18 protein-coding genes are annotated in these 26,697 nt (G+C 64.9%); 6 read left to right on the top strand and 12 right to left on the bottom strand.

From position 1 onward, the window contains the following. Window positions 1-43: 43 nt before the first annotated feature. A complete protein-coding gene (gene eno / locus I6N89_RS04500; RefSeq protein ID WP_207017021.1) occupies window positions 44-1,318 on the bottom strand; it encodes a phosphopyruvate hydratase in 1,275 nt (424 codons plus the stop codon). 238 nt (window positions 1,319-1,556) lie between these two features. Here eno and I6N89_RS04495 point away from each other — a divergent pair, with 238 nt between their 5' ends. Next, the gene (locus I6N89_RS04495) at window positions 1,557-2,714 is read left to right on the top strand and encodes a mechanosensitive ion channel family protein (protein ID WP_207017020.1); all 1,158 of its coding nucleotides are present in this window, start codon (window positions 1,557-1,559) and stop codon (window positions 2,712-2,714) included. Window positions 2,715-2,724: 10 nt separating this feature from the next. Here the strand turns inward: I6N89_RS04495 and I6N89_RS04490 are convergent, their stop codons facing one another. From I6N89_RS04490 to I6N89_RS04440, 11 genes are all read right to left on the bottom strand, one after another. Then, entirely contained in the window at window positions 2,725-3,597 is an 873-nt protein-coding gene (locus I6N89_RS04490; protein WP_207017019.1) for a DMT family transporter, read from the bottom strand. Window positions 3,598-3,603: 6 nt separating this feature from the next. Then, window positions 3,604-5,238 carry an alpha-D-glucose phosphate-specific phosphoglucomutase gene (locus tag I6N89_RS04485; protein WP_207017018.1) on the bottom strand — a complete coding sequence of 545 codons (1,635 nt, stop codon included), beginning with the start codon at window positions 5,236-5,238 and terminating at the stop codon, window positions 3,604-3,606. A 12-nt stretch (window positions 5,239-5,250) separates the two neighbouring features. Beyond that, window positions 5,251-7,110 (bottom strand): 4-alpha-glucanotransferase, encoded by a 1,860-nt coding sequence (gene malQ / locus I6N89_RS04480; protein WP_207017017.1) that lies wholly within the window; start codon window positions 7,108-7,110, stop codon window positions 5,251-5,253. Beyond that, window positions 7,107-9,164 carry a glycogen debranching protein GlgX gene (gene glgX / locus I6N89_RS04475; protein ID WP_207017016.1) on the bottom strand — a complete coding sequence of 686 codons (2,058 nt, stop codon included), beginning with the start codon at window positions 9,162-9,164 and terminating at the stop codon, window positions 7,107-7,109. Before glgX ends, malQ begins: the two co-directional genes overlap by 4 nt. Then, window positions 9,161-10,573, bottom strand: a complete 1,413-nt coding sequence (gene glgA, locus I6N89_RS04470; RefSeq protein WP_207017015.1) for a glycogen synthase GlgA — start codon at window positions 10,571-10,573, stop codon at window positions 9,161-9,163. The genes glgX and glgA overlap by 4 nt, the downstream gene beginning before the upstream one ends. Then, the gene (gene glgC / locus I6N89_RS04465; protein WP_076704855.1) at window positions 10,570-11,835 is read right to left on the bottom strand and encodes a glucose-1-phosphate adenylyltransferase; all 1,266 of its coding nucleotides are present in this window, start codon (window positions 11,833-11,835) and stop codon (window positions 10,570-10,572) included. Before glgC ends, glgA begins: the two co-directional genes overlap by 4 nt. Before the next feature lie 67 nt (window positions 11,836-11,902). Continuing rightward, window positions 11,903-14,086, bottom strand: coding sequence for a 1,4-alpha-glucan branching protein GlgB (gene glgB, locus I6N89_RS04460; RefSeq protein WP_207017014.1), 2,184 nt, complete (start codon window positions 14,084-14,086; stop codon window positions 11,903-11,905). Between the two features lie 59 nt (window positions 14,087-14,145). Further along, a complete protein-coding gene (locus tag I6N89_RS04455; RefSeq protein ID WP_207017013.1) occupies window positions 14,146-16,533 on the bottom strand; it encodes a glycogen/starch/alpha-glucan phosphorylase in 2,388 nt (795 codons plus the stop codon). Between the two features lie 95 nt (window positions 16,534-16,628). Next, window positions 16,629-17,597 carry an ROK family protein gene (locus I6N89_RS04450; RefSeq protein ID WP_207017012.1) on the bottom strand — a complete coding sequence of 323 codons (969 nt, stop codon included), beginning with the start codon at window positions 17,595-17,597 and terminating at the stop codon, window positions 16,629-16,631. A gap of 2 nt (window positions 17,598-17,599) precedes the next feature. Then, window positions 17,600-18,925, bottom strand: coding sequence for a GH1 family beta-glucosidase (locus I6N89_RS04445; RefSeq protein ID WP_207017011.1), 1,326 nt, complete (start codon window positions 18,923-18,925; stop codon window positions 17,600-17,602). An 11-nt stretch (window positions 18,926-18,936) separates the two neighbouring features. Beyond that, window positions 18,937-19,968, bottom strand: a complete 1,032-nt coding sequence (locus tag I6N89_RS04440) for a LacI family DNA-binding transcriptional regulator (protein WP_207017010.1) — start codon at window positions 19,966-19,968, stop codon at window positions 18,937-18,939. A gap of 258 nt (window positions 19,969-20,226) precedes the next feature. Here I6N89_RS04440 and I6N89_RS04435 point away from each other — a divergent pair, with 258 nt between their 5' ends. From I6N89_RS04435 to I6N89_RS04415, 5 genes are all read left to right on the top strand, one after another. Further along, a complete protein-coding gene (locus I6N89_RS04435; protein ID WP_207017009.1) occupies window positions 20,227-21,576 on the top strand; it encodes an ABC transporter substrate-binding protein in 1,350 nt (449 codons plus the stop codon). 75 nt (window positions 21,577-21,651) lie between these two features. Further along, window positions 21,652-22,626, top strand: coding sequence for a carbohydrate ABC transporter permease (locus tag I6N89_RS04430; RefSeq protein WP_207017008.1), 975 nt, complete (start codon window positions 21,652-21,654; stop codon window positions 22,624-22,626). 2 nt (window positions 22,627-22,628) lie between these two features. Further along, window positions 22,629-23,882 (top strand): carbohydrate ABC transporter permease, encoded by a 1,254-nt coding sequence (locus I6N89_RS04425; RefSeq protein WP_207017007.1) that lies wholly within the window; start codon window positions 22,629-22,631, stop codon window positions 23,880-23,882. Between the two features lie 18 nt (window positions 23,883-23,900). Beyond that, on the top strand, window positions 23,901-25,559 hold the full coding sequence (locus I6N89_RS04420) for an alpha-amylase family glycosyl hydrolase (RefSeq protein WP_207017006.1): 1,659 nt from the start codon (window positions 23,901-23,903) through the stop codon (window positions 25,557-25,559). 16 nt (window positions 25,560-25,575) lie between these two features. Beyond that, window positions 25,576-26,667 carry an ABC transporter ATP-binding protein gene (locus I6N89_RS04415; protein ID WP_207017005.1) on the top strand — a complete coding sequence of 364 codons (1,092 nt, stop codon included), beginning with the start codon at window positions 25,576-25,578 and terminating at the stop codon, window positions 26,665-26,667. The last annotated feature ends 30 nt before the right edge of the window (window positions 26,668-26,697 follow it).

The following is a 26,697-nucleotide window of genomic DNA, read 5'->3' as shown; positions in this document are numbered from 1 at the left end:
GGAAGGAATTTGCAAATCTCTTCGAAGAGATTTGATCCCGGCCTCAGCGCAGGATCGACTTGCCCGCATATTCGGCCACGTCGCCCAGCAGTTCCTCGATGCGGATCAGCTGGTTGTACTTGGCCAGCCGGTCCGAGCGCGCCAGCGAGCCGGTCTTGATCTGCCCGCAATTGGTGGCGACGGCGAGGTCGGCAATGGTGGCGTCCTCGGTCTCGCCCGAGCGGTGCGACATCACATTGGTGTAGCGCGCGCGATGGGCCATATCGACCGCCTTCAGCGTCTCCGACAGCGAGCCGATCTGGTTCACCTTGACCAGCATGGAGTTGGCCACGCCCTGTTCGATGCCCATGGCCAGACGCGCCGGGTTGGTCACGAAGAGGTCGTCCCCCACGAGCTGCACCTTGTCGCCCAGCTTCTCGGTGAGGATCTTCCAGCCGTCCCAGTCATCCTCGGCACAGCCGTCCTCGATGGAGATGATCGGGTAATCGGCGCAGAGCTTGGCGAGATAATCGACATTCTCGGCAGAGGTGAGCGACAGGCCTTCGCCCTTCATCTCGTATTTGCCGTCCTTGAAATACTCGGTCGAGGCGGCGTCGAGCGCCAGGTAGATGTCCTCGCCGGGCTTGTAGCCGGCCTTTTCGATGCTCTTCAGGATGAAATCCAGCGCGTCGCGGGTCGAGCCCAGCTCGGGGGCAAAGCCGCCCTCGTCGCCGAGACCGGTGGACATGCCCGCCGCCGAAAGCTCTTTCTTCAGCGTGTGGAACACTTCCGAGCCCATGCGCACGGCCTCGCGGATGTTCTCCGCCGCCACCGGCATGATCATGAATTCCTGGATGTCGATCGGGTTGTCGGCATGCTCGCCGCCATTGATGATGTTCATCATCGGCACCGGCAGGACGCGGGCGGAGGTGCCGCCGACATAGCGGTAAAGCGGCTGCGCGGTGAATTCCGCCGCCGCCTTGGCCACCGCCAGCGACACGCCGAGGATGGCGTTGGCGCCGAGCCGGCCCTTGTTGTCGGTGCCGTCGAGCTCCATCATTGCGCCGTCGATGGCTTGCTGCTCGGTGGCGTCGAAGCCCACCAGCGCCTCGGCGATCTCGCCGTTGACCGCGGCCACCGCCTCGAGAACGCCCTTGCCCATATAGCGCGATTTGTCGCCGTCGCGGCGCTCATGCGCCTCATGCACGCCGGTCGAGGCGCCCGAGGGCACCGCGGCACGGCCCATGGCGCCGTCTTCCAGGGTGACGTCGACTTCGACGGTGGGATTGCCCCGGCTGTCGAGGATCTCGCGGGCGTGAATGTCGATGATGGTGCTCATGAAGGTCCGTCCCTTAGGTCCAGCATAGGTTCTGGCGAGCTATAGCAGGCAGGGCACGAATGTAAACTTGCGCTGGCGCTAACGGCCCGGACTGGCAGCAGATTGCGCTAACAGAGGCAGGGTGCGCACGGTTTGCTTTGCCAAATGCCGCAGCGCAGCTAACTCTTTTGCAACGCAGGAATGACAACGGATCGGATCCGCCGGCCGCCCAAGGGGCGCCGCCGGGACAGGAGGCGTCATGGAAGAGGAACTGGAACAGCTCGAACAGCAGGTCGAGGTGATCACCAGCGATATCGAGCGGCTGCTGCCGGTGCTGCCGGACTGGGCGATGCCGCTGGCGGTGCTGGGGCTGGCCTTTCTGGTCGGGGTGATGACCTTTCGCGTGGTCTTTGCGCTGCTCACCCGGACGGTGGCCAAGAAGGATCTGTTCTGGCGCAGCCTCGTCGCACGCACCCGCCGGCCCTTGCGGCTGGGGCTGGTGGTCGCGGCGCTGACCGTGGGCGTGGCGGTGGCGCCGCTCGATCCGGACGGCGCGGATCTGGCGCAGCACGCGCTGCTCATCGCCTTCATGGTGCTGGTCGCCTGGGTGCTGCACACGGCGCTGCATATCTGGACAACGGTGCATCTGCGCAAGTTCACGCTGGGGGCGGAGGACAGTTACCTCGCCCGCAAACATGTCACGCAAAGCCGCATCCTGGTGCGGCTGGTGGGCTGGATCATCACCGTGGTCGCGGCCTCGGCGATCCTGATGACCTTCGAGGGCGTGCGGCAATGGGGCGTGTCGCTGCTGGCCTCGGCGGGGGCTGCCGGCATTGTTGTCGGTTTCGCGCTGCAACCGGTGCTGAAGAACCTCATCGCCGGGGTGCAGCTTGCCGTGACGCAGCCGATCCGCATCGGTGACGCGGTGATCGTCGAGGGCGAGTGGGGGGAGGTCGAGGAGATCACCGGCAGCTATGTGGTGATCAAGGTCTGGGACTGGCGCCGTCTGGTGGTGCCGCTCTCGTATTTCATCGAGCAGCCGTTTCAGAACTGGACGCGGGACACCTCGTCGCTGATCGGGGTGGTGATGCTCTATCTCGACCACACGGCCGATATTTCGGCACTTCGGGAAGAGGCGAAACGGGTGGTCGAGGGCTCGGAGCGCTGGGATGGCGAGGTCTTTGCGGTGCAGGTCACCGATTTCCGCGAGCGGGTGATGGAGGTGCGGGTGCTGGCCTCGGCCGGGAACGCGCCGGTCACCTATGAGCTGCGCTGCGAGATCCGCGAAAAGCTCATCGCCTGGGTTCAACGTGAGATGCCGCAGGCGCTGCCGCGCATGCGCGAGACGGTCTCGGTCGATGGCAGTGATCGGCAGATGCCGCCGGGGATCGCGGTTCTGAACGGGCCGGCACACTGAGCCGGGCGACTTACAGCATGGCGGCGCGGCTCAGCCGGCGTTCGCGCAGATAGCTGTAGAGCCCCGCGCCAAGGATCAGCGCCGATCCCGCCAGCGTCCATCCGTCCGGGCGTTCGGCAAAGATCGCCATGCCCAGCCCGGTGGTAAAGATCAGCCGCGTATAGCGGAACGGCGCCACTGCCGAGACCGTCGCCATACGCATCGCCGTGGTCACCGAGAGATAGCCCGCCGTGGTCACCGCGATGGCCCCGGCCATGTAGAGAAAGACCGGCGGCGAGGCCGCGAAGGGCGCGGGAGAGATCAGCATCAGCGCGAGCCCCACCGGGAAGATCGCGGCGAAGCCATAGGTCGAGACCGCCAGCGAATGGATGCGCTGCGGCACCATGCGCGTCACCAGATCGCGCGCGGCGAGCCCTGTGACGCCGATCACCGGAAAGATCTCCCAGCCGGTGAATTCGGCGCCGAAGGGGCGGATCACCATCAGCATGCCCGCCAGCCCGACGCCGATCGCGGTCCAGCGGCGCCAGCCTACCGGCTCGCGGAGGAAGATCGCGGCGCCCACGGTCACCACCAGCGGGGCGGTCTGCATGATCGCCGCCATCAGCGACAGCGGGATCTTCGACAGTCCTACAATCATGCCGGCGGCGCCGATGATCTCGAAGGCGTTGCGCAGGATCACGATTCGCTCGAACACCTCCGCAAGGCGCAGCTTTACCCGTCGCAGCCGGGCGAAGACGATGAACAGCGCAGTGCCGCCGAGGCTGAGCATCGCCATGACCTGCCCGACAGGGGCGTGTTGCGACGCGAGCTTGAGAAAGGCGTCGCTACAGGCGAGCAAGGCCATGGCAAGCACCATCAGCAGAATGGCGCGAAGCGTGTCCATGCGCGATCAGGTGATGACGTCGGGCGCGTCGCGTCCGGTGCGGGATGTGATTTCGGCGATGGCCTCGGCGGCGGCAATGACCTCGGCCAGCGCCTCCTGCGGATCGAGGCCGAAGGCCGCCGGATCGCTTTCGAGCTTTTCGAGATAGACCCGCAGCGTCGCGCCCTCGGTGCCGGTGCCGGAAAGCCGCAGCACCAGCCGCGCGCCGCCTTCAAAGCCCACGCGCAGGCCCTGGCCCTCGGCGCGCGAGCCGTCCACCGGATCGTCATAGGCAAACTCGTCGGCGCTCTCGACGGTGAGCGCGCCAAAGCTCTGGCCGGGCAGGGTGGCGAGCTGGCCGCGCACATGCTCCATCAGCCCGCTGGCGGCGTCGCTGTCGACCGCCTCGTAATCGTGGCGGGAATAGTAGTTGCGCCCGTATTCGGCCCAATGCGCCACCATCAGCTCGGCGACCGAGAGCTTTTTCACCGCCAGCACGTTCAGCCAGAACAGCACCGCCCAGAGCCCGTCCTTTTCGCGCACATGGTCGGAGCCGGTGCCAAAGCTCTCTTCGCCGCAGAGCGTGGCGCGGCCCGCATCCAGCAGGTTGCCGAAGAACTTCCAGCCGGTGGGCGTCTCGTAACAGTCGATGCCGAGCTTTTCGGCGACCCGGTCCACGGCGGCGCTGGTGGGCATGGAGCGCGCGACGCCTTTCAGCCCGTCCTTGTAGCCCGGCACCAGCGTGGCATTCGCCGCCAGCACCGCGAGGCTGTCGGAGGGCGAGACGTAGCATTGCCGCCCGACGATCATGTTGCGGTCGCCGTCGCCATCGGAGGCCGCGCCGAAATCCGGTCCGGTCTCACTCATCATCTCATCCCAGAGCGTCTTGGCCCAGGTCGGGTTCGGATCGGGGTGGCCGCCGCCGAAATCGGGCAGGGGGATCGCGTTGATCACCGTGCCCGGCGGTGCGCCCAGCACTTCCTCAAGGATGCGCGTCGCATAGGGGCCGGTCACCGCGTGCATCGCGTCGAACCGCATGCGGAAGCCGGAGCGGAACAGCGCGCGGATGGCGTCGAAATCGAAAAGCTTCGCCATCAGCGCGGCATAATCGTCGACCGGATCGACGATCTCGATCTCCATCTCGCCCAGGCTCACCGTATCGGTCATGCGCAATCCGATATCCTGGCTCTCGGTGATGGCGAATTCGGCGATCTCTTTGGTCGCGTCAAAGATCTTTGCGGTCACGCCCTCGGGCGCCGGGCCGCCATTGGCGGTGTTGTATTTCACCCCGAAATCGCCTTCGGGTCCGCCGGGATTGTGGCTGGCCGAGAGGATGATGCCGCCATCGGCGCCGCGCGTGCGGATCAGGTTCGACGCGGCGGGGGTCGACAGGATCGCCCGTTTGCCGACGATCACCTTTTTCGCGCCGCCGGCGGCGGCCATGCGCAGCACCACCTGCGCCGCCTGGCTGTTGAAATGCCGCCCGTCGCCGCCCAGAACCAGCGTCTTGCCCGCAACGCCGCCGATGCCGTTCCAGATACTTTGAATGAAATTTTCAAGATAATGGTGGGTCTGGAAGACGGGAGTCTTCTTGCGCAGCCCCGAAGTGCCCGGTTTCTGGCCCTCGATCGGCTCTGTCGGGACGGTACGAATGGTGGTCATAAGTCAGGTCTCCTATCGCCCGGCACGTTTCATGATCCGGGCGGCGTTTGCAAGCACCGGCGAGGCGGCGATCTCTTCCGGCGAGACGGGCAGGCGCTGGCGCCAGTTCGGATATTCGGACACCGTTCCCGGCAGGTTCGGCTGATTGTCCATGCCCAGAATATCCTCGACCTGTAACGCCGTCATGCAGGCGGCGGTTTCCGCCAGCAGCGCGGCCATCGCCTCGGGCGCCTCGGGGCCATAGCCATTGCGATAGGGCGAAGTGGCGCCGTCCATCCCCTCGACCTCGCGACCGCGCCACGAGAGCATGCCGTCCACATGCTCCGGCGGGAGGATGCCGATCTCGCGGCGCAGCAGGATCTCGCGCCCCTCGCGCCAGCCCCTCCATGTGGGCAGATCGTGCGAGGAGAAGCTGGCGATGACCCCCTCGGGATAGTCCTTGGGCGCGCGATACCAGGGCGGATCGCCATCATGCTCGAAACACATCAGCCGGCAGCCGAGAATGCCGCTGTCGCTCAGCGCCTGCTGGAGCCCGTCGGGGATCACCCCCAGATCCTCGCCGACGATGACGGCGCCGGCGCGCGCCGCCTCCATCCGCGCGACCGCCAGCATCGCCTCGCGCGGCATGGCGACATAGGCGCCGGGCAGGTCGCCATCGGGCACCCAGAAGGCCCGCTCGAAGCCGAGGATATGGTCGATGCGCAGCGCGCCGCTGAAGCGCAGTTGTTGGCGCAGGGTGAGCGCCAGCGCCTCGAACCCGGTGTCGATCAGATGCGCGGGGTTGAAGGGCGCCAGATGCCAGTTCTGCCCCTGCGGCGCAAAGGCATCCGGCGGCGCGCCGAGGCTGGCGCCGAAGGCAAAGCTCTGCCGGTCGTCCCAGGTCTCGGCGCCATGCGGATGGGTGCCGACCGCGAGGTCGAGATAGAGCCCCAGATCCATGCCGGCACCTTTGGCGCGGCTCTGGGTCTCGGCCAGAGCGCCCTCGGATTTGTATTGCAGCCAGGCGTGAAAGCGCACGCGTTCGGCCAGATCATGCGCCGCCTGCGCCACCTCGGGGCTTTGCGGATCGTGATAGGCCGCGGGCCAGCTGTCCCAATAGGCGCCGAGCTTTTCCGACAGCGCCTGATGGGTGGCGAAACGGTGCAGCGCCTCGCCCTCGTGGCTGAGATAGCGCTCAAAGGCGGCGCCCGGCGGGGCGGCGCGAAACTCCTCCTCCAGCGCCTGCATGCGCGCGGGCAGCTCTTCGGAGAAGATCAGCAGCGGTCCGGGCTCGGGCGCCCGCGCGGCGGTGGGCAGGTAGAGCGGCGCAAAGCGGCGGCGATGCGAGGGGGTGTAGGGGCTGAACCCGTCGGGATGGGCGGGAAAGCCCGCATGGATCGGGTTCACGCCGACAAAGGCGGCGCCCTGTGCCGCCAGCCCCTCGGCGAGCTGCGCGAGATCGTCATAGCTGCCGATCCCGCCCTGTGCGGTGCTGCGCAGGCAGGCGAGCGGTGCCATCAGCCCCCAGAGATGCCGTGGCAGCGGCAGCCGGGGCGGCGCCGAGAGCAGCCAGCAGCGCGCGCCGTCGCTCTCCAGCCGGTGCCGGCCCAGCGGCAGTGCCGGCAGCGGGCCGCGCCCCTCGCGCTCGCTGCCATCCTCCAGCACGATGCGCCACGCGCCCGGCACCGCCAGTGCGGGCGGTTCATCGGTGGAGCACACATGCCAGCGCGGCAGCGCGGGCTCGGGCATGTCATCTGCCTCCGAAAGCCCCATCGCGGCGAGAATGGCCAATTTGCTTTCGTCAGATGCGACCTGAATATTGCCGAACAAATCCCTGAATTCAGCAATGATTCCGGCTTTTCTGGCGCGGGTGTCGAGGGTAGGGTCGCTCATCCCGGTTCCTCCACCAGCGCCAGCACGGAATTGGCCGCCATGGTCATGCTCAGCCCCACCGGCTCCGCCGGTGCCAGCGGTTGCGCGGTGTCCACATGGCGCACCCAGCGAAAGCCGGCGGGCAGGCCCGGCAGCGTCAGTTGCACCTCGTCACCGGCGTTGAAGGCGAGATAGATCGCCTCTTCCCGCTGGGCATAGCGTGGCGTGCCGCTGGCGATGCGGAGCTCGGCGCAGAGCACCTGCAAATGTCCGTTGGTCCAGTCGGCGCGGGTCATCTCGGTGCCGTCCGGGCGCCACCAGAACAGATCGGGCACGCCATCGACCTTGCGCGGTTGCGAATGCAGATAGCGCTTTTGCCGCAGGATCGGGTGCGATTTGCGGAAGCTGATCAGCCAGCGGGTGAAGGCCATGAACTTTTCGTCGGCATTTTCCCAGTCGATCCAGCCGATCTCGTTATCCTGCGCATAGGCGTTGTTGTTGCCCATCTGCGAATTGCCCAGCTCGTCGCCCGCGAGGATCATCGGCGTGCCCTGACTGAACAGCAGCGTCGCCATCATGTTGCGTCGCCGCAAGGCGCGGGCGGTGAGAATTTCCTCATTATCCGTAGGGCCTTCGACGCCAAAGTTATCGGAATAGTTCTCGCCGTGCCCGTCGCGGTTGTCCTCGCCATTGGCCTCGTTGTGACGCTCAACATAGCTCACCAGATCGTTGAGCGTGTAGCCATCATGCGCGGTCAGCAGGTTGACCGAGGCGGTGGGCGCGCGTCCGGAATGATCGAAATGCCCGGCGGAGCCGGTGATGCGGTCGGCCAGCACCGGAACATGGCCGACATCGCCGCGCCAGAACCGGCGCACGCTGTCGCGATACTGGTCGTTCCACTCGGCGAAGGGCGGCGGGTAGCTGCCGAGCTGATAGCCACCCGGGCCGATATCCCAGGGCTCGGCGATGAGCTTCTTGCTCGCAAGTACAGGGTCTTGCCGGATCGCCTTGAAGAAGGCGGAGTTCGGATCGAAGCCGTTGGAGGTACGCCCCAGCGTCGAGCAGAGATCGAAGCGGAACCCGTCCACCCCCATGGTCGTCGCCCAGTAGCGCAAGGAATCCATCACCATGCGCAGCACCATCGGATGTTCGAGGTTCAGCGTGTTCCCGGTGCCGGTGTCGTTGATGTAGTAGCGCTTGTCGTCATGCAGCCGGTAATACGAGCGGTTGTCGAGCCCGCGAAAGGCGAGCGTCGGGCCGTTCTCGTCGCCTTCGCAGCTATGGTTATAGACCACGTCCAGGATCACCTCGATCCCGGCGGAATGCAGCCGCGCCACCATATACTGGAATTCCCAGAGCCGGCCCTGGCTGAGATAGCGCGGCTCGGGCGCGAAGAAGCCGAGCGTCTGGTAGCCCCAGTAATTGACCAGCCCCTTCTTGATCAGGAAGCGGTCGTTGAGAAAGGCCTGCACCGGCAGTAGTTCGATGGCGGTGATGCCGAGTTTGACCAGATGCTCCAGTACCGGGTCGGAGGCGAGCGCGAGGAAATGGCCGGCATGGTCGGCGCGAGGAAAGCGCTTGGTCAGGCCTTTCACATGGGCCTCGTAGATCACGCTTTCCTCAAGCGGCCAGTCCGGCGCGCTGTGGCGGCCCCAGTCGTAGCTCGGGTCTTCGACCACGCATTTCGGCATGAACCGGGCGCTGTCGCGCTCGTCCGGCGCCTCGGCCCCGCCCATCAGCGCATCGTGCCAGACCGGATGGCCGGTGAGGCGGCGCGCGTAAGGGTCGATCAGCAGCTTGGCGTGGTTGAAGCGGTGGCCGTCGCGCGGGGCAAAGGGCCCGTCGGCACGAAAGCCGTAGAGCTGGCCCGGGGTCAGCCCCGGCACCCGGCCGTGCCAGATATCGCCGTCGCGTTCGGGCAGCGGCAGGCGGGCGCTTTCGGTGCCGTGTTCGTCGAAGAGGCAGAGCGTCACCGCTTCGGCATGTTGCGAAAAGACGGCGAAATTCACCCCGTCGCCGTCGAACGTGGCGCCCAGCGGCGCGGCATGTCCTGCCAGAATCTCGGGGCCGGTCATTCAGCTTTGACCATCTCGCGGTAGAGCGTCGCGTAATCGGCGGCGGAATGCTCCCAGCTGACCGGGGCTGCCATGGCGTTTTTCATCATCTTGGTCCAGGTTGCACGGTCCTCATAAAGTTTGACCAGTTTCATGAGGGCCTGCGCAAGGGCCTGCGCGGTCACCGGGTGGAACTGGAGCCCGGTTGCGGCACCCGCTGCCAATCCGGCAGGCGATGCGTTGATCACCGTATCCGCGAGACCGCCGGTGAGCGCCACCAGCGGCAGCGTGCCGTAGCGCAGCCCGTAAAGCTGGGTGAGGCCGCAGGGCTCGAATCGCGAGGGCACGAGGATGGCGTCGCCGCCGGCGACCAGCCGCCGCGCCAGGGACTCGTCATAGCCGATGGTGACGGCGACGCCCGGATGCGCCTCGGCATAGGCCATGAAGGCGCGTTCCAGCTCGCGTTCGCCGGTGCCGAGCAGCGCCAGCTGACCGCCGCGATCGAGCAGCGCGGGTAGCGCCTGAAGCAGGATGTCGAGGCCTTTCTGAGAGGTGAGCCGCGAGATCAGCACGCAGACCGGGCCGGGCCAGTCGGGCAGGCCCATCTCCTCGCGCAGGGCGGCGCGGTGCTTGGCCTTGCCGACGGGGGTCTTGTAGGGCGGTGTCCAGAGCGCCTCGTCGATGCCGTTGAGGATGCCGACGAGATCCTCCTGCCGCTCGCGCAGCAGACCGTCGAGCCCGTTGCCGAACTCCTCCGTCATCAGCTCTGACGCGTAGGTGGGCGAGACGGTGGACAGTTTATCCGCATAGACAAGACCGGCCTTCAGGGCGCTGATATTGTTCCAGAATTCATAACCCTTCTCGTTGAATCCGGAGCGCGGCAGGCCGAGCGCAGAGATCATCGAGGCGCGGGTGATACCCTGAAAGGCGATATTGTGGATCGTCATCAGCGAGGCGACCCGGTCGCCGGCGCCGAGCTCGCGCAGATAGAGCGGCGCAAAACCCGCCTGCCAGTCGTGGCAATGCAGGATCTGCGGTGTCCAGCCCTCGATCCCGTCGGCGGCGATCATCGCGGCGGCGCTGGAGAGCGCGGCGAAGCGTTCGGGATTGTCGGGCCAGTCGCGGCCCTGCGCGTCGATATAGGGGCCGCCGTCACGGTCGTAGAGATGCGGTGCATCGAGCGCATAGACCACCTGCTCGCCGAGCTTGCCGCGAAAGACACGGGCGAAGCCGCCGAAGAGATCGTCCCATTCGGCCACCTGGTGATTCCGCGTGATCGCCTGCATCACTGGGCGGTAGCCCGGCAGCAGCGTGCGCATCTCGACCCCGTGGGGCGCCAGCGCGGCGGGCAGGGCGCCGGCCACATCCGCGAGCCCCCCGGTCTTGATCAGGGGGACGCATTCCGAGGCCACGGACAGGACTCTTGTCATTTTTCGGCTTCTCTCCGGTCCAGCATGCGCTGGGTAATCAGGGTCACGCCGCCGGGGCTGACGCGGAACCATTTGGCATCTTCTTCGGGATCCTCGCCGACGACGAGCCCCTCGGGGATATGTACCCCACGATTGATGACCACGTTTTTAAGACGCGCGTGCCGCGAGACATAGACATAGGGCAGCGCCACGGCGCGATAGAGCGAGGCATAGGAATTGGTGTGGCACATGGTCGAGAGCAGCGACTCGCGGATCTCGGTGCCCGAGATGATGCAGCCGCCGGTGACCAGCGAGCTGACGGCGGAGCCGCGCCGGTCTTCCTCGTCATGGATGAATTTCGCCGGCGGCAGCAGCTCGGAATAGGTCCAGATCGGCCAGTCCGTATCCCAGAGATCGAGATCGGGGGTGAAATCGGTCAGGTCGATATTGGCCTTCCAGAACGCATCTATCGTGCCGACGTCGCGCCAATAGGCCGGCGCGCCGGGGCGCGAGCGCACGCAGCTATCCTCGAAGCGATGCGCCTGCGCGGTGCCCTTGGCGACGATCTCGGGGATCATGTCATTGCCGAAATCGTGGCTGGAGGCGTCGTTGTCGAGATCCTCGACCAGCCGCTCGCGCAGGAATTTCCAGTCGAACACATAGATTCCCATGGAAACCAGCGTCTTTTCCGGATCGTCGGGTAGGCCGGGCGGATCCACGGGCTTTTCCAGGAAGGAGGTGATGCGGTCCTTGTCGTCCACCGCCATGCAGCCAAAGGCGCTGGCCTCGGGACGGTCGACGGTGAGGCAGCCGACGGTGACATCCGCCTTTGTCTCCACATGCTGACGGATCATCAGCTCGTAATCCATCTTGTAAATATGATCCCCCGCCAGGATCACGATGTAATCCACGTCATAGCTGTCGATGATGTCGATATTCTGCGCCACCGCATCGACCGTGCCGCGATACCACATGCCCTCGGAAACCCGCTGCGAGGCCGGCAGGATGTCGAGGAACTCGTGACGCTCGGCGCGGAAAAAGCTCCAGCCGCGCTGGACGTGCCGGATCAGGCTATGCGCCTTGTACTGGGTGGCCAGCGCGATCTTGCGGATACCGGAATTCATCGCGTTGGACAGCGCGAAGTCGATGATCCGCGTCTTGCCGCCGAAATAGACGGCGGGTTTGACGCGGTAATTGGTCAGCTCGTGCAGGCGCGAACCGCGCCCGCCCGCGAGGACGAAGGCCATGCTTCGCCCCGCAAGCCTCTGGTTTCTCCATGGCATGTCAGATCCTCTTCATGTTGAGAGGTTGTCGTGCCCCGAGTTCTGACAACCGATTGTAAAACTTATATCAACTGTCCCGTATCAGATAGAGCGTCGAGAGCGGCGGGATCGTCACGTCGGCATAGGCCGGCTGGCCGTGATGGTCCCCCGCATGCGCCTCGACGGCGCCGTAGTTTCCGCGATTGCCGCCCCCGTAGATCTCGGCATCGCTGTTCAGAGCCTCGCGCCAGCGTCCGGTCGCAGGCATCCCCATGCGATACGACCCTTGCTCTTGCGGGGTGAAGTTGCAGATGACCACAACTTCGGGATCTCCGGGCGCACCCCGTCGCACCCAGGAGAAAACGGAATTCTGCGCGTCGTCGCCGCAGATCCACTGGAACCCGTCCGCATAGCAATCCTTGGCATGCAGCGCCGGCGTGTCCCGGTAGAGATGGTTGAGATCGCGCACCAGCGCCTGCATGCCGGCATGGGCCGGGTTTTGCAGGCAATCCCAGTCGACCTGGTCGTCGTGGTTCCATTCCGACCACTGCGCGATCTCTTGCCCCATGAACAGCAGCTTCTTGCCCGGATGGCCCCACATGAAACCGTAATAGGCGCGCAGATTGGCGAATTTCTCCCAGTCGCTGCCCGGCATCTTGCCGATCATCGAGCCCTTGCCGTGCACCACCTCGTCATGGCTGATCGGCAGGATGAAATTCTCGGAAAACGCATAGACCAGGCCAAAGGTCATCTGGTGGTGATGATACTGGCGGTAGATCGGGTCTTTCTTGACGTATTCCAGGGTGTCATTCATCCACCCCATGTTCCACTTGAAGCCAAAGCCCAACCCGCCCTGATCGACCGGCTGAGATACGCCGGGATAGGCGGTGCTTTCCTCGGCCACGGTCATGATGCCGGGATTTTCGCCATAGGTGGCGGTGTTCATCCGTTGCAGCAGGGAAATGGCCTCGTAATTCTCGCGCCCGCCATCCTTGTTGGGCACCCATTCGCCCGGCTGGCGCGAATAATCGCGATAGAGCATCGAGGCCACCGCATCCACCCGCAGCCCGTCGGCATGGTATTCCTCCAGCCAGTAGAGCGCGTTGGCGGTGAGGAAGTTCGACACCTCCGCCCGACCGTAATTGTAGATCAGCGTGTTCCAGTCCTTGTGGAAGCCCTCGCGCGGGTCGGCATGCTCATAGAGCGCGGTGCCGTCGAACTTGCCCAGCCCATGCGGGTCGGAGGGGAAATGCCCCGGCACCCAGTCGAGAATAACACCCAGCCCGGCGCGGTGCGCGGCATTGACCAGATCGCGGAACTCATGCGGCAGACCGCAGCGGATGGTGGGCGCGAACATGCCGATGGGCTGATAGCCCCAGGAGCCGTCGAACGGGTATTCGCTGATCGGCAGCAGCTCGATATGGGTAAAGCCCATCTCCTTGACGTACTCGACCAGCTCGGTCGCCGCCTCGACGTAAGAGATCGGGCGGCCCCAGTCCTTGCGGCGCCAGGAGGGCAGGTGGACCTCGTAGACGGAGATCGGCGCTTCGCGGTTCTGCGCCGCCTGGCGCGAGGTCATCCAGTCGCCATCCGACCAGCCATAGCCATTGATGTCGCGCACGATGGAGGCATTTGCGGGCGGGTGTTCGGAGCCGAAGCCCACCGGGTCGGCCTTGCGCGGCTGGAGCTGGCCGTCCGGCCCGACGATTTCGTAGCGGTAGAGCGCGCCGTCGCCGACGTCGGGAATGAAAATCTCCCAGACGCCGGTGGCGCCGCGCCGGCGCATGGTGTGGCGCAGCCCGTCCCACCAGTTGAAATCGCCTACGACGGAGACGCGCTTAGCGTTCGGCGCCCAGACGGCGAATTGCGTGCCGCGCACGCCCTCATGCTCGATCACGTGGGCGCCGAGCGCCTCCCAGATCCGCAAATGGCTGCCTTCGCCGAGCAGATACTCGTCGATCTCGCCGAGCACCGGGCCGAAGCGGTACGCGTCTTCGAATTCCCAGCTGTTGCCGCCGGCGGCACCGCGCAGAAAATAGGCTTTGTCGCCCGGAACCTTGCCGCGAAACACTCCTGGCGCGCCATCGACGGGCGCCAGAGGGTGGGCCTTTTTTCCGATCACTGCCCACATCTCCTCGGCGCCGGGATCGAAGGCGGTGACGCTGCGCGCACCGTCCTGCGAATGCGGTCCGAGAATGGAGAAGGGATCGTCGTGATGCCCGTTGATCAGGCGTTGAAAGTCCGGGGCGGTGGGGTGATTTGCATCGGTCATGCCCCGGACTTTAGTGCGATCCGCGCGGGCTGCAATGCCCGGCGGCGCCTGTTAGCGGCTTAGATGTCGAGCAGGCTCTTTGCCTGCCAAATATCCGACATATAGCCCCGGATCGTGCGATCCGACGAGAACCAGCCCGAGCGCGCGGTGTTGTAAGCGGCCATGCGCGCCCAGCCCGTGGGCTCGGCAAAGGCCTGATCCACCTCGCGCTGCGCGCGCCAGTAATCGCTGAAATCCGAGCAGACGAGGAAGTAATCGGCGCCTTGCAGATTATCGACCACGCCATGATAGCGCTCGGGCTCCGACGGCGAGAACCGACCCTCGCGGATCGCGTCGAGCGCGCGCTTGAGGCGCGGATCGGCCACGACCGCTTTCCATGCATGGTTTTCGACGCTGCGGCGCTCGACCACCTCCTCGGCGGTCAGGCCGAAGAGGAAGAAGTTCTCGGCCCCCACATGGTCGCGGATCTCGACATTGGCACCGTCGAGCGTGCCGACGGTCGGCGCGCCGTTCAGGGCGAATTTCATATTGCCGGTGCCCGAGGCCTCCTTGCCGGCGGTGGAGATCTGCTCCGACAGATCGGCGGCGGGAATGAGCCGCTCGGCCAGCGAGACGTTGTAATTCGGCAGGAAGGCGACCTTGAGATACTTGCTGGTCACCGGATCGGAATTGATCACCGCCGCCGCATCGTTGATCAGGCGGATGATGTCCTTGGCAAAGAAATAGCCCGGCGCTGCCTTGCCGGCAAAGAGCTTCAGCCGCGGCACCCAGCCGGCATCGGGATTGTCGCGGATCTCCTGCCAGTGGGCGATGGTCTCGAGGATGTTGAGATGCTGGCGTTTGTATTCGTGCATGCGCTTGATCTGCACATCAAAGATCATGTCGGGGCTCACATGCAGCCCGTAGGTCTGGCCCATCCAGTTCGACAGCTCGGTCTTGTTGTCGCGCTTGACCCGGGCGTAGCGGTCGAGCCAGCCGGCATCCTCGATATAGGGTTCGAGCTTTTCGAGCTGTTCGAGATCGTCGACCCAATCCTCGCCGATGGATTCGGTGATCAGCCCGGCGAGGCGCGGGTTGCAGGCCAGGAGCCAGCGGCGCGGCGTGACGCCGTTGGTCTCGTTGACGATGCGCTCGGGGTGCAGGCGGTGCAGCTCTTCGAAGACGGTGGTCTTCATCAGCTCGGTATGCAGCGCCGAGACGCCATTGACGTGATGCGCCATGACAAAGGAGAGCTGGCCCATCTTCACCTGATGATCGGCCCGCATCGACTGCGTGCGCGACGGGTTCTTGTGCGCATGCGTGCTGTCGATCCGGTCGATGATCTGGATGTGACGCGGCAGCAGCCGGCCAAAGAGCGACTCGTCCCAGCTTTCCAGCGCCTCGGGCAGCAGCGTGTGGTTGGTGTAGGAGAGCGTGCCGCGCGCGATCTCCATCGCCTCGTCGAATTCGATCCCGCGCTCGTCGTGCAGGATGCGCACGAGCTCCGGCCCGGCGATGGCCGGGTGGGTGTCGTTGAGCTGGATCGCCACCTTTTCGGGCAGTTTGCGCAGATCGCCGAACTGGTTGTTGAAGCGGCGCAGGATGTCGCGCAGCGCGGCGCCGGTCAGGAAATACTCCTGCTTCAGCCGCAGCTCCTTGCCCTGTTCGGTGGTGTCGTCGGGATAAAGCACGCGCGAAATGGTGCGCGCCAGCGCCTCGGGGGCGGCGGCGCGGGCGTAATCGCCGTGGTTGAACGCGTCGAGATCGAAAGGGTGGATGGCGCGGCCCGACCAGAGCCGCAGCGTATTGGCCCAGTGCCCGCGCCAGCCGACGATGGGCGTGTCGAAAGCCTCCGCCTCGACCTCTTCGGCGGGATACCAGCGCACGGTCTCGCCACGGGTGTCGATATGGCCGCCGAAGCCGATGCGATAGCGCACCTCGGGGCGTTCGAACTCCCACGCGTGGCGCTGGCCCAGCCACAGCTCAGGCTGCTCGACCTGGCGCCCGTCGACAAAGCTTTGCCTGAAGAGGCCATGCTCGTAGCGGATGCCGTAGCCATGCGCCGGGCAACCGATGGTCGAGAGGCTTTCGAGGAAACAGGCGGCGAGCCGGCCGAGCCCGCCATTGCCGAGCGCCGCGTCCGGCTCGTCGGCCAGCACCTCGTGATAATCCTTGGAGAACTCGGCCAGCGCGGCCTTGGCCTCGTCGACCAGTTCCAGATTGACGATGCCGTCCTCGAGCAGCCGTCCGATCAGGAACTCCATCGACAGGTAATAGACCCGCTTGGCGCCGGTGTCGTAGGTCGTGCCCGTGGCCTTGAACCAGGCGTCGACAATCCGGTCGCGCACCGCATAGCTCAGCGCCATGCGCCAGTCTTCGAGGATGGCGTGTTCGGGATCCTTGCCGAAGGAATAGGTCAGATGGCGCAGAATGGCGTCGCGGAGGGGCGGTGTCTTCATCTGAAGCATCGTTCTGAACTCGCTCGATTATGGATCTTGCACTCTGGCGTGAGTGTTAGGGTATCAATAGGCTTATTTTATGAAAGGCAAGTTTGGGACCGGTATTAGCCCTGCATTTGCATCTGTTCGGTTAAGTGGCATGCACATCCTGTAAGCGCCGCATAGTCGTCTGTCACAAGATGCACCGGAAACTGATCCATGAATGTGCTGAACCGGCCCTTGTCGCGGAAGCCCTCGGCAAAGCCGCACTTCATCAGATGCGGGCCGAAATGCGCCGCGACGCCGCCGACGAGGTAGATGCCGCCAAAGGGCAGGGTGACCAGCCCCAGATCGCCGCAGACCCGGCCCAGCAGCATCGAGAACGTCTCGACCGCGCGGGTGGCGCGGGCGTCGCCCGATTCCATCAGAGCCATGATCTCGGCGGCGGGTTTCTCGTCTTCGATGCCGTCCTCGTCGCAGAGCCAGTTCCAGATCCGCTCGAAGCCGCGCCCGGAGAGGAAATGCTCGACTCCGGCACCGTCATGCTTGCGCGACACATATTGAAAGAGCCGCAGCTCATCGTCGGAACGCAGCGCCAGCGTGGCATGGCCGGCCTCCGAGGGCGGCACCAGCGTGCGGTCGCCGAGGCGATAGACCGGCGCCGCGTTCATGCCGGTGCCGACGCCGATCACCAGCCGCGCGGATTGCGGGCTGGCGGGCTGGCCGGGCAGGAGGGTGGTGAGCTTGTCCGCCGCGATGTGGCCCAAGGCATGGCCCTGCGCCTGAAGGTCGTTCAGCACCGCCAGCGTCTCGGCACCGGTGGCTTCGGCGAGGATCTCGCGGTTCACCTCCCAGTCGAGATTGGTCAGCGTGCCGGCGCTGTCGCGCACCGGGCCGGCCATGGCGACGCAGACCGCCTGCGGCGCAACCTGTTCCTCGGCGAGATAGGCGCGCAGCACATCGCCGATGCCGGCATGTTCGGCATTGCGGAAGCGGCGGATGCTGCCGGTCTCCACATCCGCCCCATGCGCCAGCGCGACGCGCGTGTTGGTGCCGCCGATATCCGCCAGCACCGCCGTGATCCCGTCGCTCATGCCTACTCTCCTGTTAGCGCTCTCTTCAGCGCGTGGTAGGAGGCTTTCGGCGTGCGTGCAAGCGTGTCGAAATCCACATGCACCAGCCCGAAGCGTTTGTCGTAGCCAAAGCTCCATTCGTAATTGTCGAGCAGCGACCAGACGAAATAGCCCTTCACCGGCACCCCGCGCGCCAGCGCCCGCCGAACATCGGCGAGATGCGCCTCGATAAAGGCGATGCGGTGCTCGTCCTGCACCTCGCCCGCCACCGGATCGTCATGCGAGGCCATGCCGTTCTCGGTCACATAGATCGGCAGATCGCCGGTATATTCGCTTGCGGTGCGTTCGAGAAAGTTCAGCAGCCCCTCGGGATAGATCTCCCAGTCCATATAGGTCTTGGGCAGGATGCCCCGCACCTCCTGGAGCGAGGGCCAGGGGCCTTTCGCGGGGGCGAGCAGCTTGCGGGTGTAGTAGTTGATGCCGCACCAGTCGAGCGGTTGCGAGATCAGTCCCATGTCGTCCTGCCAGCCCTCGGGCATATGCGGCGCCAGCCCCTCCAGCACGATATCCGGGTATTGCCCCTTGAACACGCCGCCCATGAACCAGCGGTTGTAGATCCCGTCATAGCGCGCGGCGGCCTCATAGGCCTCTTCGCTGTCATCGGCGGGATGCGCCCATTCCAGGTTGAAGACGCCGCCGAGCCCGTCCATCCCCAGCCCGCGCATCACCTCGATGGCGCGACCATGGGCGAGCAGCACATGGTGCATGGCGCGGGCGGCGGCGCGGATGTCGCGCAGCCCCGGCGCGTGGCCGCCGAGGAAATGGCCGAGCCAGGCGACGCACCAGGGCTCGTTGATGGTGGCGACGGTGTCTATCCGGTCGCCGAGCCGGCGCATGATCGTTTCGGTGAAATCGCCAAACCAGTGCGCGATGTCGCGGTTGCGCCAGCCGCCGAGATCGGCAAGCGCCGAGGGCAGCTCCCAGTGGTAGAGCGTGGCATAGGGTTTCAGTCCGCGCTCCAGCATGGCATCGGTCAGCCGGTCGTAGAAATCGAGCCCCTCGCGGTTGGGCGTGCCGCGCCCCTCGGGCAGCACCCGCGCCCAGGAGATCGAGAAGCGGTAGGCGTCGAACCCGGCGGCGGCCACGAGGTCGAGATCCTCCGCATAGCGGTGATAGTGATCGCAGGCGGTGGCGCCGTTCTCGGCGCGTACCACATTGCCCGGCGTGTCGGCGTAATCGTCCCAATGGGTGCGCCCGGCGCCGCCAAAGGCGTGCCCCTCGATCTGATAGCTCGAGGTTGCCGTTCCGAAGAGGAAGTCTTCGGGGAAGTCCTTGCGATTCAGTTGCATGTCGCTCGATCCTAATGTTTTGCCGGAGCTGGCCCGGTAGAGCCTCCGATGATCAGCTGCGCTTCGAGCAGCGTGGTTTCGGGCGGCAGCGCGGGGGTCGCCACATGGCGCAGCAGCATCTCGGCGGTGATGCGCCCGGCATCGCGCACCGAAGAACGTATGGCGGTAAAGATCGGCACGTCGCGCCCGTTCGAGAGATAGCTGAGATCGTCGTCATAGGTGACGACCGAGACATCGCGGCCCATCTCGCGACCGGTCTCGTGAATGGCGCGGCGCACCCCGATGGCGGTGATCAGCGAGGCGGTGAGAAAGGCTGTCGGCGGGTCGGCGAGCGCCAGCATGTCGTGGGCCGCGAGATAGCCGTAGGGCTCGGTCATTTCGCCGCTGCGCCCCAGCGCTGGGTCGGGGGCAAGGCCGCGTGCCGCCAGCGCCTCTTCATAGCCCTCGCGCCGGCGATGGGCGAAATCCATGAATTCCAGCCCGTTGATCAGGCCGATGCGCCGATGACCCAGATCGAGCAGGAAATTCGTCGCGCGGCGGAACGCGCCGGCATTGTCCACATCCACCCAGCAATAGGGCTGGTCGAGCTCCGAGGCACGGCCATGTACCACAAAGGGCATCTTGAGCCCGGTCAGAAAGGGGATGCGCGCATCCTTCATCTTGGGGCCGTGCAGGATGATGCCGTCGACATTGCCCTTGGCCTTGAGGCGGCGATAGTTCTGCGCCTCGTCCTCGTCGCCGGTGAGCGACAGGGTCATGTCGTAGCCCGCCTTGAGATAGGCCTCCGAGGCGCCGGCGACGAAATCGCCGAAGACCGGATTGACGATCTCGTGCTGGGTCGAGATCGGAATCACGTGGCCGATCGCCATCGCCCGTCCGGTGGCCAGCCCCTTGGCGCGGGCATTGGGCGAATAGTTCAGCTCACGCGCGGCCTCGGTCACGCGCTTGCGGGTCTCTTCGCTGACCTCCGGATAGCCGTTCAATGCGCGGCTGACCGTGGTCTGAGACAGACCGAGATGGGCGGCGAGCATCTTGAGATTCATCGTCCTGCGAGTCCAAAGCGCTTCGGGTGTCAAGCACCGTAACCGCAAAAGGTGATCTGCGAAAAGGGGTTTTCTGGGCGCCTGCAAAAGCTGCGGCGCAGCATAATTTATGACGAAAAAACCGGCGGGTTCAGATTGACATGTGGTTTGAATCGCGGGACGCTCGGGTATCTTCAAAGCGCTTTGACACAGGTTTGACCGGTGTTTGAGCGAAATCCGGTGCGGTCGCGGCCGCACACAACGGGAGGATTGCACTTCATGAAGCGGACTTTTCTCAACGGTGTCGCGGTGATGGCCCTGACGGCGGGCACGGCGCAGGCACAGATGATGTTCACGCCCGGCGAGGGCGGCTTTCACTGGGACGGTTACGAGGCCTTTGCCGAGAATTACGATCTGAGCGGCCAGACGGTCGAGATCACCGGCCCGTGGACCGGCTTTGAAAAGGAAAAGGTCGATGTGGTCTTTTCCTATTTCGAGGAGGCCACCGGCGCGACGGTGAACTATTCCGGCTCCGACAGTTTCGAGCAGGATATCGTGATCTCGGCCCGCGCCGGCACCGCGCCCAATCTCGCGGTCTTCCCGCAGCCGGGGCTCGCCGCCGACATGGCCAGCCAGGGCTTTCTGACGCCGATGCCCGAAGGGATGGGCGACTGGGTGGCGGAGAATTTCGCGGCCGGCGACAGCTGGGTCGATCTGGCCACCTATGAGGGCCCGGACGGGGAGGAAGACCTCTACGGCCTGTTCTTCCGCGTCGATCTGAAAAGCCTCGTCTGGTACTCGCCCATCGCCTTCGACGAGATGGGATACGAGATCCCCGAGACCATGGAGGAGCTGAAGGAGCTGACCCAGCAGATCGTCGACGATGGCGGCACGCCCTGGTGCATCGGCCTGGGCTCTGGCGCCGCCACCGGCTGGCCCGCCACCGATTGGGTCGAGGAGATGATGCTGCGCACTCAGGAGCCGTCTGTCTACGACCAGTGGGTCGATAACGAGATCCCCTTCGACGATCCGGCCGTGGTCGGCGCCATCGAAGAGTTCGGCTGGTTCGCGCTCAACGACGATTTCGTGCAGGGCGGCACGCAGGCGGTGGCAACCACCGATTTCCGCGACAGCCCCAACGGGCTCTTCGCGGTGCCGCCGGAATGCTACATGCACCGCCAGGCGAGCTTTATTCCGGCCTTCTTCCCCGACGAGGTAGAACTGGGCGCAGATGCGGATTTCTTCTACTTCCCGGCGATCGAGGAAAACGATCTCGGCAGCCCGGTGCTGGGGGCCGGGACGCTGTTCTCGATCACCAACCCGTCCGAGGCGACGAATGTGATGCTCGAATTCCTCAAGCTGCCCATCGCGCATGAGCTGTGGATGGCGCAGGACGGATTCCTGACCGCGCATGCGGGCGTCAATCTCGATGTCTATGCCACCGATGCGCAGCGCGCCATGGGCGAGATCATCGCGAATGCCACGACCTTCCGCTACGATGCCTCCGACCTGATGCCGGCCGAGATCGGCGCCGGCGCCTTCTGGACCGGCATGGTGGATTACGTCACCGGCGAGTCCGCCGAGGATGTCGCTGCGGGAATTCAGGCGCGCTGGGACTCGATCAAGTAAGCCTTTGCACTAACTCAAGCTTCATGATCCGCGCTCCCAAGGGGCGCGGGTCATGGCTCAGGGAGGAGATCGCGCATGTCGCCAATCGTTCAGGGCATTCTCACCATCATTATCGGGGTGGGCGGCTGTATCGGCTATTTCTACGCCTCGAACATCCTGCTCGACCGCGTGATCTTTCCCCCGAAAACCGACGATCAGGGCCGCAATATCCGCCGCGCCACCATGGTGCGCCCTTGGCTCTTCCTGCTGCCGGCGATCCTCGCGCTGGGGCTCTATCTCGTCTATCCGGTGGTGGGCAGCTTTCTGCGCTCGCTCTACAACCGCTCGGGCAATGAATTCGTGGGCTTCGGCAATTACGTGCAGATGTTTGCCGAGCACGGGTTCCGCGTCGCTCTCTTCAACAATTTCCTCTGGGTGGTCTTCGTGCCCGCCGGTGCGACGTTTTTCGGCCTGCTGGTGGCGCAGCTCACCGACCGGCTGAAATGGGGCAATATCGCGAAATCGCTGATCTTCATGCCCATGGCCATCAGCTTTGTCGGCGCCTCGCTGATCTGGAAATTCGTCTATGCCGCCGATCCCGATATCGGCATCATCAACGCCATCCGCGACTATTTCGGCGCCGCCCCGGTGGACCCGATGCAGATCCCGTTCTGGAACAACTTCTTCATCATGTTCATCATGGTCTGGATGCAGACCGGTTTCGCCATGGTGATCCTGTCGGCGGCGCTGCGCGGCATTCCCGAGGAAACCATCGAGGCGGCGATCATCGACGGCGCCAACCCGTTCCAGATCTTCTTTCGCATCAAGGTGCCGCAGATCGCCGGCACCATCGTGGTGGTCTGGACCACCATCACTTTCCTGACGCTCAAGGTCTTTGACATCGTCTACACGATGACGGGGGGCAATTTCGATACCGAGATCCTGCCCAGCTACATGATGGATTACATGTTCCGCGATGACGGCCGCGCCACGGCTGTGGCCTTTGTGATCATGGTGATCGTCACGCCGGTGATGATCTGGAACATCCGCCAGGCACGCAGGGAGCTGTAAAGATGGACAATATCGCGGGTAAGAAAAGCGGGCTCTCCATCGTCACCAATCTCAGTGTGCTGGTGCTGGTGGTACTCTGGCTGATCCCGACCATCGGGCTTTTGGTGTCGTCCTTCCGCGACCGCGACCAGATCTCGGAAACCGGCTGGTGGCTGGCGCTGTTCCCGGTGGAACAGGCGGTACGCATCACGCCCGAGATGGGCGACGTGACGCAGGAGGGGGATCTCTACGTGGTCTCGGGCAATGTCTTTGGTGCGGATGGCAGCGGGTCTGTCGCCGCCTTCGGGATCACCTCGCGCGACCCGGGCGCGGCGGAGGCGGGCCAGACCTATGGCCGGCTGAAGCTCGAAGTGCTGGACGAGGAGGGCGAGCCGGATACCGAGAATTACGAGACCGCCTGGCCCGTGGACGGCACGCCCGAGATCCCCGAGACCGACGAGGACGGGCGCGCGGTGCAGAGCTATACGATCGACCGGGCGCTGACCATGCAGCCCAATGGCGATTACGTCTGGCGGCAGGCCAGCGAGCCGAGGCGGGCGCCGGCGCTCTATGTCGTGTCGACACAGCCGCCCGATTTCGGTTTGCAGAATTACGAGACGATCCTGACCTCGAACAATATGGATCAGGCCTTTATCAACACGCTGACGGTGACGATCCCGGCGACTGTGATCCCGATCCTGATTGCCGCCTTCGCCGCCTACGCGCTGGCCTGGATGGATTTCCCGGGGCGCGGCTGGCTGGTGGCCATTGTCGTCGGGCTGCTGGTGGTGCCGCTGCAACTGGCGCTGGTGCCGATGCTGACGCTGCATAACGAGATCGGCATCGGGCAGAGCTTCCTCGGGATCTGGCTGGCCCATACCGGGTTCGGCCTGCCGCTGGCGGTCTATATCCTGCGCAATTACATGGTGGGGCTGCCGCGCGACATCATCGAAAGCGCCAAGGTCGACGGCGCCACCGATTTCCAGGTCTTCACCCGGATCGTGCTGCCGCTCAGCTTCCCGGCGCTCGCCAGCTTTGCCATCTTCCAGTTCCTCTGGACCTGGAACGACCTGCTGGTCGCCAAGGTGTTCCTGCCGTCGAACAGCGAAAGCTGGGTGATGACGGTCAAGATCGCCGACGATCTTCTGGGCTCGCGCGGGGGCGACTGGGGCATTCTGGCGGCCGCCGCCTTTGTCTCCATCGCGGTGCCGCTGCTGGTCTTCTTCGCAATGCAGAAATACCTGGTGCGCGGCCTGCTGGCCGGCTCGGTGAAATAACAAGGACGACACGACGAAATGACCGAGATGCCGGACATGAGCGCGGCCAACCGCTACCTCAAGAAAGACCCCGACTGGTGGCGCGGCGCGGTGATCTACCAGATCTACCCGCGCAGCTTTCAGGACAGCAATGGCGACGGGGTGGGCGATCTGCTCGGCATCGCGCAGCGGCTGCCTTATGTGGCCTCGCTGGGGGTCGATGCGGTGTGGATCTCGCCCTTCTTCCGCTCGCCGATGCATGATTTCGGCTACGATGTGAGCGATTACTGCGATGTCGATCCGATGTTCGGCACGCTGTCGGATTTCGACGAGGTGATCCGCAGCGCCCATATGCTGGGGCTCAAGGTGCTGATGGATCTGGTGATGTCGCACAGCTCCATCGAACACCCGTGGTTCAAGGAAAGCCGCTCCTCCAGGGACAACCCGCGCGCCAACTGGTATGTCTGGGCCGATGCCAAGCCCGACGGCACGCCGCCCAACAACTGGCTGTCGATCTTCGGCGGCTCATCCTGGCAATGGGATCCGACGCGCTGCCAGTATTACCTGCACAATTTCCTCACCGAGCAGCCGGACATGAATTTCCACGAGCCGGCGTTGCAGGACGCGCTGCTCGACGTGGCGAAGTTCTGGCTCGACCGGGGGGTCGACGGGTTCCGCCTCGATACGGTGAATTTCTATACGCATGACAAGCAGTTGCGCGACAATCCTGCGCTCGCGCCCGAAGAGCGCAACCCGATCACCGCGCCGGCGGTGAACCCCTATACCTGGCAGAACCATCTCTACGACAAGACCCAGCCGGAGAATCTCAATTTCCTCGCGCGTCTGCGCGAGCTGATGAACGGCTACGACGCCGCGGCGGTGGGCGAGATCGGCGAGGATCAGCGCGGGCTCGAGGTGCTGGGCGATTACACCCGCGGCGACAAACATCTGCACATGTCCTATGCTTTCGAGCTGCTCTCGGATCATGCGCCGACGGCGGCCTATATCAAGCAGGTCATGGACGATGTGGAGGAGAAGGCGCCGGGCGGCTGGGCCTGCTGGGCGTTCTCCAACCACGATGTGGTGCGCCACATCACCCGCTGGAACATTCCGGAGGAGGCGGCGCGGCTCTACATGACGCTGATGATGTGCCTGCGCGGCTCGGCCTGTCTCTACCAGGGCGAGGAGCTGGGGCTGCCCGAGGCGGTGCTGAGCTTCGAGGACATCCAGGATCCGTATGGCAAGCGCTTCTGGCCGGCCTTCAAGGGGCGCGACGGCAGCCGCACGCCGATGGTCTGGGACGGGAATGCGCTTAATGGCGGGTTCAGCAGCAATATGAAACCCTGGCTGCCGGTGAGCCACGATCATCTCAGCCGCACCGTGGCGGATCAGGAAAAGGATCCGCTGGCGATGCTGCACCATTATCGCCGCGCCATCGCTTTCCGCCACAGCCATGAAGCGCTGAAGACCGGCGCGATTTCCGAGGTCTGCTGCGAGGGCACGGTGCTGACCTTCCGCCGCTGTCTCGACCGCGAAGAGCTGTTCTGCGCCTTCAATATCGGCGACGCGCCGGTGACCGTCGAGGCGCCGGCGGGCCGCTGGCATCAGGTCGGCGGCGAGCTGGGCTCGGCGGGGCCGGCACCGGATGGCAAGCTGCATTTCGGGCGCTGGCAGCCCGTGCTGGCACTGAAGCAATAACGGGGAGGAGGCGCCGATGGCCGATCTGAAACTGAGCGATGTGGGCAAGACCTATGGCGGCACGGTCGAGGTGCTCAAGCATATCGACCTCGATATCGAGGCGGGCGAGCTGATCGTCTTTGTCGGGCCATCGGGCTGCGGCAAGTCCACGCTGCTGCGGATGATCGCGGGGCTGGAGAAGATCACCGCCGGCACGCTGGAGATCGACGGGCAGAAGGTCAACGACGTGCCGCCGGCGCAGCGCGGCATTGCCATGGTGTTCCAGAGCTACGCGCTCTACCCCCATATGACCGTGCGCGACAATATGGCCTTTGCGCTCCAGATCGCCAAGAAATCCAAGGAGGAGATCACGGCCTCGGTGGAGCGGGCGGCGAAGATGCTGCAACTGGAGCCCTATCTCGACCGGCTGCCCAAGGCGCTTTCGGGCGGGCAGCGCCAGCGCGTCGCCATCGGGCGGGCCATCGTGCGCGACCCCAAGGTCTATCTCTTCGACGAGCCGCTCTCCAATCTCGACGCGGCGCTGCGGGTGGCGACGCGGATCGAGATCGCCCAGCTCAAGGAGGCGATGCCGGACCGCACGATGATCTATGTGACCCACGATCAGGTCGAGGCGATGACGCTGGCCGACCGTATCGTGGTGCTGGCCAACAAGGGCATCGCGCAGGTCGGCGCGCCGCTGGAGCTTTACGAGACGCCGAAGTCCGAATTCGTGGCGCAGTTCATCGGCTCCCCGGCGATGAACCTGCTGCCGGGCGAGATCACCGGCACCGGCACCCGCACCAAGGTAAAGCTCGCCGGCGGCGGCACGGCTGTATCGGATGTGCCGAGCACCGAGGCCGATCTGGGGCTGAAGGTCAATGTCGGCATCCGGCCGGAGGATTTCACCATTGCGCAGCAGGCGGCGCTCTATCGCGGCAAGGTCGAGATGACCGAGGCGCTCGGCGAGGTGACGCTGCTGCATTTTGCGGCGGACGAAGGCGCGAAGGAGCCGGTCATCGCCAAGCTGCCGGGTATCCACAAGGGACTGCGCGGCGATGAGGTCGGGCTGGCCGCCGATCCCTCCAAGGTGCATCTCTTCGCCGAGGGGACATCGCTGCTCTACCGGTGAGGCCGCGACAAATCTCTTCGAAGAGATTTG

Source organism: Salipiger abyssi (genome assembly GCF_017311415.1).
GTDB classification, from domain to species: domain Bacteria; phylum Pseudomonadota; class Alphaproteobacteria; order Rhodobacterales; family Rhodobacteraceae; genus Salipiger; species Salipiger abyssi_A.
The sequence above is the reverse complement of the archived record's forward strand: the minus strand, read 5'-3'. Positions and strand labels throughout refer to the sequence as shown.